This window comes from Arthrobacter sp. SLBN-112, assembly GCF_006715225.1.
Taxonomy (GTDB): domain Bacteria; phylum Actinomycetota; class Actinomycetes; order Actinomycetales; family Micrococcaceae; genus Arthrobacter.
This window is the reverse complement of the sequence record NZ_VFMU01000001.1, coordinates 235,209-247,554: the sequence shown is the minus strand read 5'-3', so window position 1 is coordinate 247,554 and position 12,346 is coordinate 235,209. Positions and strand designations below refer to the sequence as shown.

Annotated in this window: 14 protein-coding genes; 8 read left to right on the top strand and 6 right to left on the bottom strand. The window is 65.4% G+C overall.

Annotated elements, in window-relative coordinates; translation table 11 throughout:
* Positions 1-10 precede the first annotated feature (10 nt).
* From FBY33_RS01245 to FBY33_RS01235, 3 genes are read right to left on the bottom strand one after another with little or no spacing between them, the layout of a single operon-like run.
* Positions 11-964 carry a 1,4-dihydroxy-2-naphthoyl-CoA synthase gene (locus FBY33_RS01245; RefSeq protein WP_142028940.1) on the bottom strand — a complete coding sequence of 318 codons (954 nt, stop codon included), beginning with the start codon at positions 962-964 and terminating at the stop codon, positions 11-13.
* 22 nt (positions 965-986) lie between these two features.
* Complete coding sequence (locus FBY33_RS01240; RefSeq protein ID WP_142028939.1) at positions 987-1,427, bottom strand: VOC family protein; 441 nt, start codon at positions 1,425-1,427, stop codon at positions 987-989.
* 57 nt (positions 1,428-1,484) lie between these two features.
* Positions 1,485-2,246, bottom strand: a complete 762-nt coding sequence (locus tag FBY33_RS01235) for a CPBP family intramembrane glutamic endopeptidase (protein WP_142028938.1) — start codon at positions 2,244-2,246, stop codon at positions 1,485-1,487.
* Between the two features lie 207 nt (positions 2,247-2,453).
* On the opposite strand from FBY33_RS01235, the gene FBY33_RS01230 reads away from it, so the two are divergent.
* Positions 2,454-3,917 (top strand): amino acid permease, encoded by a 1,464-nt coding sequence (locus tag FBY33_RS01230; RefSeq protein WP_142028937.1) that lies wholly within the window; start codon positions 2,454-2,456, stop codon positions 3,915-3,917.
* Between the two features lie 113 nt (positions 3,918-4,030).
* Here FBY33_RS01230 and FBY33_RS01225 read toward each other — a convergent pair whose 3' ends face one another.
* A complete protein-coding gene (locus FBY33_RS01225) occupies positions 4,031-4,789 on the bottom strand; it encodes a dienelactone hydrolase family protein (protein ID WP_142028936.1) in 759 nt (252 codons plus the stop codon).
* Between the two features lie 108 nt (positions 4,790-4,897).
* On the opposite strand from FBY33_RS01225, the gene FBY33_RS01220 reads away from it, so the two are divergent.
* A complete protein-coding gene (locus tag FBY33_RS01220; RefSeq protein WP_442858306.1) occupies positions 4,898-5,968 on the top strand; it encodes a DNA polymerase IV in 1,071 nt (356 codons plus the stop codon).
* Positions 5,969-6,054: 86 nt separating this feature from the next.
* Positions 6,055-7,257 (top strand): IS30 family transposase, encoded by a 1,203-nt coding sequence (locus FBY33_RS01215; protein WP_142028935.1) that lies wholly within the window; start codon positions 6,055-6,057, stop codon positions 7,255-7,257.
* Between the two features lie 152 nt (positions 7,258-7,409).
* On the opposite strand, the gene FBY33_RS01210 is transcribed toward FBY33_RS01215, so the two are convergent.
* Positions 7,410-7,586 (bottom strand): CsbD family protein, encoded by a 177-nt coding sequence (locus tag FBY33_RS01210; protein WP_056328815.1) that lies wholly within the window; start codon positions 7,584-7,586, stop codon positions 7,410-7,412.
* 128 nt (positions 7,587-7,714) lie between these two features.
* Here FBY33_RS01210 and FBY33_RS01205 point away from each other — a divergent pair, with 128 nt between their 5' ends.
* The 4 genes from FBY33_RS01205 to FBY33_RS01190 all read left to right on the top strand — a co-directional run bounded on the left by FBY33_RS01205 (position 7,715) and on the right by FBY33_RS01190 (position 11,419).
* Positions 7,715-8,389: a pentapeptide repeat-containing protein gene (locus FBY33_RS01205; RefSeq protein WP_142028934.1), complete on the top strand. Its 675-nt coding sequence runs from the start codon at positions 7,715-7,717 to the stop codon at positions 8,387-8,389.
* A 118-nt stretch (positions 8,390-8,507) separates the two neighbouring features.
* Entirely contained in the window at positions 8,508-9,734 is a 1,227-nt protein-coding gene (locus FBY33_RS01200) for a thiolase family protein (protein ID WP_142028933.1), read from the top strand.
* Complete coding sequence (locus FBY33_RS01195) at positions 9,734-10,543, top strand: enoyl-CoA hydratase/isomerase family protein (protein WP_200831291.1); 810 nt, start codon at positions 9,734-9,736, stop codon at positions 10,541-10,543. The genes FBY33_RS01200 and FBY33_RS01195 overlap by 1 nt, the downstream gene beginning before the upstream one ends.
* A 3-nt stretch (positions 10,544-10,546) precedes the next feature.
* On the top strand, positions 10,547-11,419 hold the full coding sequence (locus tag FBY33_RS01190) for a 3-hydroxyacyl-CoA dehydrogenase family protein (protein WP_142028932.1): 873 nt from the start codon (positions 10,547-10,549) through the stop codon (positions 11,417-11,419).
* A gap of 9 nt (positions 11,420-11,428) precedes the next feature.
* Here FBY33_RS01190 and FBY33_RS01185 read toward each other — a convergent pair whose 3' ends face one another.
* Complete coding sequence (locus FBY33_RS01185) at positions 11,429-11,662, bottom strand: DUF6480 family protein (RefSeq protein ID WP_142028931.1); 234 nt, start codon at positions 11,660-11,662, stop codon at positions 11,429-11,431.
* 73 nt (positions 11,663-11,735) lie between these two features.
* Between FBY33_RS01185 and FBY33_RS01180 the strand changes: the two genes are divergently transcribed.
* On the top strand, positions 11,736-12,344 hold the full coding sequence (locus FBY33_RS01180; RefSeq protein WP_142028930.1) for a GNAT family N-acetyltransferase: 609 nt from the start codon (positions 11,736-11,738) through the stop codon (positions 12,342-12,344).
* Positions 12,345-12,346 lie beyond the last annotated feature (2 nt).

The following is a 12,346-nucleotide window of genomic DNA, read 5'->3' as shown; positions in this document are numbered from 1 at the left end:
CCGTCCTGCCTTAGAAGTAGTGCGGGAAGCGTGACCAGTCGGGGTCGCGTTTTTGCAGGAAGGCCTCCTTGCCCTCCACGGCCTCGTCCGTCATATATGCCAGGCGGGTAGCCTCACCGGCGAACACCTGCTGGCCGGCCAGGCCGTCGTCGGCGAGGTTGAACGCGAACTTCAGCATGCGGATGGCCTGCGGCGACTGCCGGGCGATGTCCGCGGCGTACTCAAGGGCCACTTCCTCCAGCCGCTGGTGGTCCACCGCCTCGTTCACCGCACCCATCCGAACCATGTCCTCAGCGGAATATTCGCGCGCCAGGAAGAAAATCTCCCGGGCGGTCTTTTGCCCCACCTGCCGGGCCAGCAGCGCCGAGCCGTAGCCGGCGTCGAAACTTCCCACCGTGGCATCCGTCTGCTTGAACCTGCCATGCTGCCGGGACGCGATGGTGAGGTCGGCGACCACGTGCAGGGAATGCCCGCCGCCTGCTGCCCAGCCGTTGACGACGGCGATGACCACCTTGGGCATGGTGCGCATGAGCCGCTGGACTTCCAGGATGTGCAGCCTGCCGGCACGTGCGGGATCGATGGTTTCCTGCGTCTCGCCGTCGGCATACCGGTAGCCGTCCCTGCCCCGGATCCGCTGGTCGCCGCCTGAGCAGAAGGAGTGGCCGCCGTCCTTGGGGGAGGGGCCGTTGCCGGTGAGCAGCACGGTGGCGACGTCGGGCGTCATCCGGGCGTGGTCCATGGCGCGGTAGAGCTCATCCACGGTGCCCGGCCGGAACGCGTTGCGGACCTCTGGCCGGTTGAACGCGATCCGGACCGTTGGCAGGTCACGCACCCAGCCGCCGTCGGAATCCCGCTCCACCTGCCGGTGGTAGGTCATGTCCTGGAAGTCCTCGAAGCCGGAGACCACCCGCCAGCGCGTGGGATCGAAGACGTCGGACACCGGGGCGGGGATCTGGTTGCTCACCGTCCAAGTCTAGTAATCGGCGTCAGCTGATGCAGAACTCGTTGCCCTCGGGGTCCGCCATGGTGTGCCAGGAATGCGGGCCCTGCCGCGCGGACCACAGGAATGAGGCGCCGCGGGCCTCGAGCTCGCGCCGCACCTCGTCCTTGTCCCGGCCGTCCAGCCTGACGTCCCAGTGCACCCGGTTCTTCACCGTTTTTCCCTCGGGAGCCGTCTGGAACAGCATGCGCCGTGCGGGCGCTTTGGCCTCGATCTCCTCCGGCGGTCGGATGGCGGCGCCGTCCTTCCACACCAGGTTGCCGCGGTGCACCATGGTCTGGTCCTCCGTGGCGAAGCCCTGGTCGATCATTGAGCGGATAAAGCCGGCGTCCTGGGGTTCCACCGCCCATTGAAGGGTTTCCGCCCACCAGTCGGCGAGCTCATGCGGGCTGGCGGAATCGATGACTATCTGGATGTTCAGTCCCATCCGTCCACGGTAGAGGCGGCCGGGGCGAAGCGGAAGATCCTGTGAAGAGGGGAAGTCCTACGCCTGGATGTTCTGCATCTGCTCAAAGAGTTCCGGCGGGATGGCGTAGACCAGGATCACCGCCAGCAGGTTCTTGGCGGCGTGGACGAAGTAGGAGAACATCAGGTTCTTCCCGGTCCACATGTATACGAACACCAGCGTGGCGCCCATAGCCAGGTAGGGGAGCAGGGCTGTGAGGGTGACCGCTTCCTGCCCCACGATGTGAAGCGCTGCGAACAGCACCACGGACAGGGCGCAGCAGATCCAGACGTTCATGCGCCTGCTGAGCTTGCCAATCAGGAGGTGCCGGAAGATGTATTCCTCCACGAACGGGCCCACCACCACCAGCAGCGGAACCATGAGCCATGCGGGGACCTGCTGCATGAGTGCCTGCAGTCCCGCCTGGTTTGCGGAGGTCTCCACCTGCCCGTTGGCCGCCACCACAACCGCGGTAAGGATCATCATCGCGATCACGGCTGCCGGCACCATCAGCAGCGTGAACCAGGGCCGGGTAGCCAGGACCCTGAGGTCGCGGACCACAACCTTGCGGGCCGCCAGCAGGGCCAGTATGCCCACGGAGGCATAGAACAGCAGGTTCACGGCGTAGGAGGCGGCGGCGGCCGATGGTGCAACCTGCCGCAGGAGCGGAGCGAGCAGGTCGCCGGCAACGGCGAAAAAGCCCGCGATGGCAACGTAGAGGCCCAGGGTGACCACGTCCAGGCGCGAAAAGCGGTACAGCCGAGGCTGCGGAGGGGGCGGTAAGCGGTGGACTGTTGCCATGCCGTCAGCCTATCGCCGCCGGCCGCTGTGTAGTGCGCGTCACGTACCACCCCGGACCGTCTTGTAAGATGGTCAGGCCGCGTGAAGCTTCGGCAGTTCGAGGATCCCGCGCTCACATTTGTAGGTCCAGACACCTAAAGCCGAATTTTGTGAGCTTGATCATACGAAGTCCGGATGCGGCCAACCCCCAACCCACAAGGAACAGTTGTGCCTCAAAGTACCCCCACAGACCTTAATAACAGCACGGCACCATCCACCGCCGTCGTCGACCCCACCCTCAGCGCCGAGGGCTACAGCAAGACGCTGGGCAGGCGCCATGTGACCATGATCGCCATGGGCGGCGCCATCGGCGTCGGCCTCTTCATGGGAGCCGGCGGCCGCCTCGCCTCCACCGGCCCCGCCCTGATCTTCTCCTACGCGATCGCCGGCGTGATCGCTTACCTGCTCATGCGGGCCCTGGGCGAACTCATCATGTACCGCCAGACCTCCGGCTCGTTCGTCAGCTACGCCGGCGAGATGTTCGGCAAGAAGGGCGCCTTCCTCTCCGGCTGGATGTACTTCATCAACTGGGGCATGACCGGCATCGCCGAACTGATCGCGATCGGCCTGTACTTCCAGTTCTTCTTCCCCAACGTCCCGGTGGAAGCCTCAGCCATCGCCGCCCTGGTCCTGCTGGTTGCCGTCAACCTGCTCAGCGTCAAGGCCTTCGGCGAGTTCGAATTCTGGGCCTCCTGCCTCAAGGTGGGCGCCATCCTAATCTTCCTGGCGGTGGGCACGTACATGGTGGTCACCAACGCCCAGGTGGGCGACGGCCATGCCTCGGTGGCCAACCTCTTCGCCGCTGAGGGCGGCATGTTCCCCAAGGGCGCACTGGTAATGGTCCTGGTCCTCAACGCCGTGATCTTCGCCTACAACGGTATCGAACTGGTGGGCATCACGGCCGGTGAGATGCAGAACCCCGAACGCGAAGTGCCCAAGGCCGTCCGCGCCGTCGTACTCCGCATCGTGGTGTTCTATGTCGGCTCCGTCACCCTGCTGGCCATGCTGCTGCCCTCAGACAAGTACGTGGCGGGCACCTCACCCTTCGTCACCGTCTTCGGCCAGATGGGCCTGGGCTGGGTGGGTGACGTGATGAACATGATCGTCATCACCGCCGCCCTGTCCTCCTGCAACTCGGGCCTGTACTCGATCGGCCGCGTATTCCGCACCATGGCCAACAACGGCCACGCCCCACAGTGGCTCACCAAAATGTCCAAGCGGCACGTTCCCTACGCGGCCATCCTGGCCATCGCTGCGTTCTACCTGGTGGGCATCCTGCTGAACATCTGGCTGGGCGGCTCGCACGCATTCGACCTGGCGCTGAACACAGCCTCAATCGGCGTGATCTTCTGCTGGGGCTCCATCTTCGCCAGCCAGATCGCACTGCGGCACCGCAACGGCGTCACCTCCAGCCTGCCGATGCCCGGCTCGCCGTGGACCAGCTGGGCAGGCCTGGTTGGCCTGCTCGCCATCACCGTGCTGATCGGCTTCGACACCATGACCAGCAAGACCGGCGAGGTCTTCTACCTGGGCCTCTGGACCCTGGCCACCATCCCGTTCTTCGCGCTGGTCCTGTGGCTGGGCTGGCGGAAGGTCAAGAACAACCAGCCTAAGAGCGAGCTCTTCAGCTGACGCTTCCTGGAACAAAGTTCGACGGCGGGCCGCCCCTTTGGTGGGGCGGCCCGCCGTTGGCGTTTTCCAATCGAGTGCTCCGTAGGTGCCGTTTTGAGCGTTCAAAAGGGCACCTACGGAGCACTCGATGGAGATTGGCCCTTCAGGTACGTGGCGAAGTGGTCTTCAATGCGGCGCCAGGCTTCGGGCGATGACTCAGGTTCCGGGCCCACGCCCATGACCCGCATCAGCGGCCGGAGGAGTGCCGGGCCCAGCTCTTCATCGTTGAGGAAGGAATGGCCGGCCGCCGCAAATTCCTTCACGCTGTGCTCAATGTCCAACTGGTCCAGTGCTGATTCGAGCCGCGCGGAGGCTCCCTTCAGCGACTTGTCAGCGCCGCCGTAGTTGGCCACGATCGGACAGGCTCCGCGCAGCGCTTCCACCAGGTCCTCCTGCTGCTTCCCGGGGAGCCGCCCGTAGTTGACGGAGGCGGCGTCGAACCCGTCCCGCGCCACCAGCAGGGCGAATCCGCCTCCCATGCAGAAGCCGATCACCCCGGTCCTGCCGTTACCCAGTTCCGATTCCGCAAGCCATTTTCGGGCCGTGGCGATGTCAATGAAGGGCCGGCCGGTACGGGCCGCCATGGCACGCATGGTTCCTACAAGGCAACGCCGCCGGCCGCCGTCGCTGAACAGATCCAGCGCCAGGGTCAGGTAGCCGGCCCGGGCCAGCCGCTCCGCGTGCCGGCGGGTCTGGTCGTCGAGGCCGAACACCTCATGGATCATCACGACGGCGGGGAAGGAGCCCGGTCCTTCAGGTACGGCCAGGTAGCCGCGCAGGCCGGGGGAGCCGCCCGCGGCGGTGCTTGCGGCGCTCAGGTCAACCATGGTCATCGGGCAAGGCTAGCTGCACGCCGCGGGGAAGTCCCGCCTTTTGCGTTCCAGCCCTGAAGGTTGTGGGAAAGGTGGCCTGCGCCGCTGCCCCGGGGCAGACTGGGGCATGTGAGCGAACCTTGGGTGCTGCATGTGGACCTGGACCAGTTCATCGCTGCCGTCGAGGTGCTCCGCCGGCCTGAGCTTGCCGGCAAGCCGGTGATCGTGGGCGGCCGGGGTGATCCCACCGAACGGGCAGTAGTGTCCACCGCGTCCTACGAGGCCAGGGCCTACGGCGTGGGCTCGGGAATGCCGCTGCGCATCGCCGCGCGGAAAGTGCCGGACGCGGTCATCCTGCCCGTGGACCACGAGGCGTACCTCGAGGCGTCGGAGAAGGTCATGGCCGTGCTGCGCTCCCAGCCCGGCACCACCGTGCAGGTACTCGGGTGGGACGAGGCGTTCGTTGGCGTCCAGACGGCGGATCCGGAGACCTGCGCCCGGCATATCCAGAAGGCCGTCCTGGCGGAAACACGCCTCCACTGCAGCATCGGCATCGGTGACACCCTGGTCCGGGCCAAGGTTGCCACCGGGTTCGGCAAGCCTGCCGGTATCTTCCGGCTCACGGAAGGCAACTGGCTTGACGCAATCGGGGACCGGCCCACGATCGATCTGTGGGGCGTGGGAACCAAGGTGTCGCAGCGCCTGGCCAGGCTGGGCATTAAGACCGTTGCTGCGCTCGCGGCCGTGGATCCCAGTGACCTGGTCCCGGAGTTCGGCCCCAAGATGGGTCCCTGGTATGCCCAGCTTGGGCGGGGTGACGGAGCGCGGGTGGTGGACGATACGCCGTGGGTGGCGCGGGGCCACAGCCGAGAGACCACCTTCCAGCACGACCTGACAGACGCTGCAGAGATTGAGGACGCCGTCCGGGAGTTGGCTGCGCGGGTACTGGAGGATGTTGCTGCCGAGGGGCGGCCGGTGGTTGGCCTGACGCTGAAGGTGCGGTATGCCCCGTTTACCACCACCACCTTCGGCCGGAAGATCCCGGCGACGTCGGACCCCGCCGTCGTCCTGGCGACGGCGCTCGATCTGGCGTCAAAAATCGAGCCGGACCGCCCTATCCGCCTGCTCGGCTTCCGGGCAGAAATGACCATGCCGGAGGATTCCCGGAAGGGACACACACCCACCCGCAGCGGATGGTGAATCCCATCGATTGCTGAGTACTTGTCCTTACGACGCGGGCGGATTCATATGGTCATTGCAACAAGGCCATTTGAAGGGGTGTTGCGATGCCGGCGGGGTACGTATTTGGGGATCAGGTCAGGGACGGGTTTTTTGCTTTGCTGCGGCAGGGAGCGTCGATTAGTGAGGCGTGCCGCGTGTCGGGTCTGTGGTCCTCAACGGTGCTGCATTGGATCCGGAAGATGGGCCCTGTGGAGATGTCCAAGGGCAATCGTGGAGGGCCTGCAGGGGCGCCGTTTCCGGACGGCGTCCCTGGTTCAGGCAGGCTGAGTCTGTCGGAACGGGCGGTGATCATGGTGCGCCTGCGAGATGGCTGGTCCTACGCGGCGATCGGCAGGGAACTTGGCCGGGACCGGTCAGTGATCTGGCGCGAGGCCAGACGGAACTGCTGCGATGACGGCACCTACCAGTCCGACGTCGCGCAGCTAAAGGCAGGTCAGAACGCCCGCCGCCCCAAGGAACACAAGCTCGCCCATAAACCGCTGGCCCGCTTCGTGGAGTCCGCCATGGACGAGGGCTGGTCCCCCCAGCTGTGCTCGCTGGTCCTGGCTGGTGCATTCCCGGACGATAAGAGGATGCAGATCAGCCACGAGACGATCTATCAGGCCATCTACGTCCAGGGCCGCGGTCATGTCCGCCAGGACCTGTACCGGCAACTGAGCACCGGCCGGGCCAAACGGGTCACCGACGGACGCGGCCGGGGTCGGAACAACAGTCCGTTCAAGGACGCGCTGAAGATCTCCGAACGTCCTGCTGAAGCCGAGGACCGGGCCGTTCCCGGGCACTGGGAATGCGACCTGATACTCGGCTCGGTCGCCAGCAACTCAGCGATCGGAACCTGCGTGGAACGTTCGACCCGATACACCATGCTGCTGCACCTGCCCAACGGCCACAGCACAGACGAGGTCGCTAAGGCCATGATCACCGCGTTCGCCGAACTGCCGGCGGACCTGCGCAAAACCCTCACCTATGACCGCGGAGTCGAGATGGCCCGTTACGCCCAAATCCAGATCGCGATCGACGCGGAAATCTACTTCTGCGACCCGCACTCGCCCTGGCAACGCGGGACGAACGAGAACACCAACCGGCTCCTGCGGCACTGGTTCGCCAAAAGCACCGACCTGTCCGTCCACACGGCCCAGGACATCAAACGAGCTCAGGACAGCCTCAACAACCGGCCACGCCCCACCCTCGGCCTCGCAACACCCAAGCAGAAATTCAACGAACTCCTCCTCGCCGCAGCAGCCTAACCGTTGCAACGACCACTTGACTTTCCAGCGTCAAAACGACACGTACTCAGCAGTCGATGGGGTCTCGACAGCGAAACGGCGGTGGATCCATTGGATCCACCGCCGTGGGGCTGTTGCAGCACGCCGTTCGCTACGGCTGCACCAGCAAGGAACTAGTCCCGCTTGAACTCGTCCTTGACATTTTCGCCGACCTTCTTGGCATCTGCCTTGACCTGGTCGGCCTGGCCTTCTGCCTTCAGACGGTCGTTATCGGTCACGTTGCCTGCAGCTTCCTTGGCCTTGCCGCCAAGGTCTTCTGCCGCGTTACTGATCTTGTCTCCGAGGCCCATGGTTCCGGCCTCCTTTCGTTTCCGTCGATCAACCGTGCCCTTTCACGATAAGCAAAGCTTGCTTACTATTTCAAGTCCCCGGCTTGCTCATGCTGTCCCTTGTTCATGCCCGCCGTTAGGCTCGGGGCATGGATAAAGTGCGCGGCAAAGGCGCGGCAAAGGTGGCCCCGCCCCGGCTTTCCCCCATGGACCTGCAGGACCTCGAGGACCTTCCGGAACTCGAGTTCCGGCGGGGCGGGAGGCATGAGAACGCCCGGTTCAACCGTGCGGTCGCTGACGGCCTGGACCTGGGCGGTGCTGTCTTTGCCGAATGCGAATTTGATGCCCCTTCCTTCAATGAAACCCAGCTCCGCGGCGCGTCGTTCCGCGACTGCATCCTCGCGCAGCTGTACGCGCCGGTGTTCAGGGGCGCCCGCAGCACCTGGCAGGAGGTGGAGTTCAGGAATCCCCGCCTGGGCTCCGCGGAACTGTACGAAAGCGGCTGGCAGTCCGTCCGGATCGACGGCGGCAAGCTCGACTTCCTCAACCTCCGCGGCGCCAGGCTCACGGACGTCCTGATCACCGGCTGCATCATCAATGAACTTGACCTTGGGGCCGCCGTGGCATCCCGCGTGAAGCTCGTGGACTGCACGGTGGGAACGCTGGACCTGGCCGGAGCCAAGCTGAAGGACTTCGACCTCAGGGGTACAGAATTCCGCAGAATCAGCGGACTCGGCAGCCTGGCCGGCATGGTGATTGACGATTACCAGCTGGGACTCCTCGCGCCGCTCATGGCCGCGCATCTGGGGGTGACCGTCCTGTAACTGGATGCGCGCCCACGGCCTGCCGTGTACCATTTACAGAACGAACGGTCGGTAAGTGGATGATTCCGCTGCGCCGGCCGCCGATGACAGTGCTGTTTATCGCGTGAAGGGTGTTTCCATGGCTGCAACCGCAGGTCCGCAGGCTTTCCTTGTAGGCGGGGTCCGAACGCCCGTGGGCAGGTATGGGGGCGCGCTGTCCAGCGTGCGCCCGGATGATCTTGCGGCCCTGGTGGTCCGCGAAGCCGTGGAACGTGCCGGTTTGGATCCCGAAAGCATTGACGAGGTAATTCTCGGCAACGCCAATGGCGCGGGGGAGGAGAACCGAAACGTTGCCCGGATGGCCACCCTGCTGGCCGGGCTGCCGCTTCATATTCCCGGGATCACCGTCAACCGGCTCTGCGCCTCCGGCCTGAGCGCCATCATCCAGGCCAGCCACATGATCAAGGCCGGCGCCGCGGACATTGTCATCGCCGGCGGCGTTGAATCCATGAGCCGGGCACCCTGGGTCCAGGAGAAGCCCACCGCCGCATTTGCCAAGCCGGGCCAGATTTTCGACACCTCGATCGGCTGGCGGTTCACCAACCCTCATTTCCAGCACGGCGGACTGTCCCGCGACGGGAAGATGACGTACTCGATGCCTGAAACGGCGGAGGAAGTGGCCAGGGTGGACGGCATCTCCCGCGAGGACGCTGACGCCTTCGCCGTCCGCTCCCACCAGTTGGCCCTGGACGCCATTCAGGCCGGCCGCTTCAAGGACGAGATCGTCCCGGTGACGGTCAAGTCCCGCAAGTCCGAGACCGTGGTGGACACGGATGAGGGACCCCGTGCCGGCACCAGCATGGACGTTCTGGCGGGACTGAAACCCGTGGCACACGGCGGGTCGGTGGTCACTGCCGGGAACTCATCGTCCCTCAACGACGGCGCGTCAGCGATCATCGTGGCCTCCGAGGCCGCCATCGAGCGGCTGGGCCTCATCCCCCGGGCCCGCATCATCGACGGCGCCTCCGCCGGCTGTGAACCCGAGATCATGGGCATTGGTCCAGTCCCCGCCACCCAGAAAGTGCTTAAGCGAAGCGGCCTGAGCGTCGGTGACCTGTCCGCCGTCGAACTTAATGAGGCCTTTGCCACGCAGTCCCTGGCCTGTATCCGGCGCCTGGGGCTGGAACCGGAGATCGTCAACCGCGACGGCGGAGCCATCGCCCTGGGGCACCCGCTTGGTTCCAGCGGCTCACGGCTTGCCATTACCCTGCTGGGCCGGATGGAACGCGAAGACGCCCGGATCGGCCTGGCCACCATGTGCGTGGGCGTTGGCCAGGGCACCGCGATGCTGCTGGAGAAGATCTGATGGGGATGGCCGTAGACCTGGCACCGGAAAACTTCGCCGCCCTGCTGGTGGAGGAGCGGGATGACCGCGTGGTGGTGCTGCTCAACCGGCCCGACGTGAAGAACGCCATTGACCAGCAGATGGTGGATGAGCTCCACACAGTCTGCGCAGCGCTGGAACAGAACCCCAAGGTGCTGATTATCGCCGGTGTGGACGGAGTCTTCGCCTCCGGCGCCGACATCGCCCAGCTGCGCGAACGGCGCCGGGATGACGCCCTGCAGGGAATCAACTCCACCATCTTCGTCCGGATCGCCAAGCTCCCCATGCCGGTCATCGCTGCGCTGGACGGTTACTGCCTGGGCGGGGGCGCCGAACTCGCCTATGCCGCGGACTTCCGGATCGGCACCCCCAATGTCCGCATCGGCAACCCGGAAACAGGGCTCGGGATCCTCGCTGCTGCCGGTGCCAGCTGGCGGCTCAAGGAACTGGTGGGCGAGCCGCTGGCCAAGCAGATCCTGTTGGCCGGACTGGTTCTCGGCGCAGAGGAGGCCCGGGCTGCCAACCTCATCACTGAAATCCACGATCCCGCAGACCTTCTGGATGCAGCCCACAGCCTGGCCAACAGGATTGGCCGGCAGGACCCGCTGGCGGTACGGATCACCAAGTCCGTGTTCCACGCCCCCGCGGAAGCCCATCCGCTCATCGACCAGCTGGCCCAGGGGATCCTGTTCGAATCCCAGGCCAAGTTCGACCGCATGCAGGCATTCCTGGACCGCAACGCAGCGAAGAAGGCCAACGCCGCCTCCGCCACCCCAGCCGACGGAAAGTAGACCATGAGCAATCTTGAAGTTCCAGCCAACCTTCCCACTTCTGTCGGCGTGCTGGGCGGCGGCCGCATGGGCGCCGGCATCGCCCATGCCTTCCTGATCAAGGGCGCGGATGTGCTGGTGGTGGAGCGCGACGAACAGTCGGCGGAGGCGGCCAGGGAGCGGGTGGAGTCCGCGGCCGCGAAGAGCATTGAGCGCGGCGTGACCGACGCAAACCTGGACGAGATGGTGTCCAGGCTTAACGTCGGGGTGGACTATGACGCCTTTAAGGACCGCCACCTTGTGGTGGAAGCGGTCCCCGAAGACTGGGACCTGAAAGTTTCGGCGCTGCGGGGCATCGAGGAACGGCTGGCGGAAGACGCCTTCATCGCATCCAACACGTCGTCGCTGTCCGTGAACGGCCTGGCCCGTGAACTGAAGCGGCCGGAGAACTTCCTGGGGCTTCATTTCTTCAACCCGGTCCCGGCGTCCACCCTCATTGAGGTGGTGCTGGGCGAGCGAACGTCTCCCGGACTTGCCGCGGAGGCGAAAAGGTGGGTGGAGGCACTCGGCAAGACCGCCGTCGTCGTCAATGATGCCCCCGGCTTCGCATCCTCACGCCTTGGCGTGGCCATCGCGCTTGAGGCCATGCGGATGGTGGAGGAAGGCGTGGCATCGGCCGAGGACATCGATGCCGCCATGGTGCTGGGCTACAAGCACCCCACCGGGCCGCTGAAGACCACGGACATCGTGGGCCTGGACGTCCGCCTGGGAATCGCCGAGTACCTGCGCTCCACACTGGGCGAGCGGTTCGCGCCCCCGCAGATCCTGCGGGACAAGGTGGCCCGCGGCGAACTGGGCCGCAAAACGGGCAAGGGCTTTTTCGACTGGCCCAGCTAGGAGCGCTGCCTAGTCGAAGAAACCCACAATGTAGCCGATGAAGTACAGGAGGCACAGCAGGACCACGACGCCGATAATGGCCATCCACAGGAACTGCGTGCCCTTCCTGGTGCCATGCTCGTCATGACCCTGGGGGCCAGCGGTTGATGCCTCGCCCGGCGGGGTTTCGCCCGGCGGAACCCCGCCACCAGGCTCAAGGCCGGTGACCTTGTCGTCCTCGGGATCCGGATTGGTTCCTGACAAAATAACTCCCTCGCTCGACGTCGTGGTGCTTCCCCAGCGTAACCCGCCCGGTGAGCGGGCCTAGGCTGGGGAAGTGACTTTCCTTGAACCCCTTACCCTGACCGGCCGCCATGTAATCCTGGAGCCTCTCGCGGAGGAGCATCACGACGGCCTGGTGGACGCGGCCACCGACGGCGGGCTCTGGAAGCTTTGGTACACCTCTGTCCCGGCTCCGGACGCCATGGCGGCGGAGATCCGCCGGCGGCTGTCCCTGCAGGAGCAGGGATCCATGCTTCCGTTCACCACCCGGCTGATCGACGCCGCTAGCGGAGGGCCGGGCCGCATCATTGGCATGACCACCTACATGAACATCGACGCCGGCACGCCGCGGGTGGAGATCGGCTCCACCTGGAACGCGGCATCTGCACAGGGGACCGGCACCAACCCGGATTCCAAGCTGCTGCTGCTCAGGCACGCCTTCGAGGTGATCGGCTGCCCTGCCGTGGAGTTCCGCACGCACTGGCTGAACCACCAGTCGCGGGAGGCCGTTGCCCGGCTCGGCGCAAAACAGGACGGCGTGCTCCGCAGCCATTCGCGGACCAGTGATGGAAACCTCCGGGACACGGTGGTGTTCTCCATCCTGGACCACGAATGGCCTGCCGTCCGCGCCGGGCTTGAGTACCGGCTGGCCCGGCGCGGCTAAAA

Excerpts from the sequence above, each read along its gene's own strand:
- FBY33_RS01195 (WP_200831291.1), top strand. The coding sequence starts at position 9,734 with ATGGGGATGGCCGTAGACCTGGCACCGGAAAACTTCGCCGCCCTGCTG.
- FBY33_RS01210 (WP_056328815.1), bottom strand. The coding sequence starts at position 7,586 with ATGGGCCTCGGAGACAAGATCAGTAACGCGGCAGAAGACCTTGGCGGC.
- FBY33_RS01205 (WP_142028934.1), top strand. The coding sequence starts at position 7,715 with ATGGATAAAGTGCGCGGCAAAGGCGCGGCAAAGGTGGCCCCGCCCCGG.
- FBY33_RS01200 (WP_142028933.1), top strand. The coding sequence starts at position 8,508 with ATGGCTGCAACCGCAGGTCCGCAGGCTTTCCTTGTAGGCGGGGTCCGA.
- FBY33_RS01190 (WP_142028932.1), top strand. The coding sequence starts at position 10,547 with ATGAGCAATCTTGAAGTTCCAGCCAACCTTCCCACTTCTGTCGGCGTG.
- FBY33_RS01225 (WP_142028936.1), bottom strand. The coding sequence starts at position 4,789 with ATGACCATGGTTGACCTGAGCGCCGCAAGCACCGCCGCGGGCGGCTCC.
- FBY33_RS01235 (WP_142028938.1), bottom strand. The coding sequence starts at position 2,246 with ATGGCAACAGTCCACCGCTTACCGCCCCCTCCGCAGCCTCGGCTGTAC.
- FBY33_RS01240 (WP_142028939.1), bottom strand. The coding sequence starts at position 1,427 with ATGGGACTGAACATCCAGATAGTCATCGATTCCGCCAGCCCGCATGAG.
- FBY33_RS01215 (WP_142028935.1), top strand. The coding sequence starts at position 6,055 with ATGCCGGCGGGGTACGTATTTGGGGATCAGGTCAGGGACGGGTTTTTT.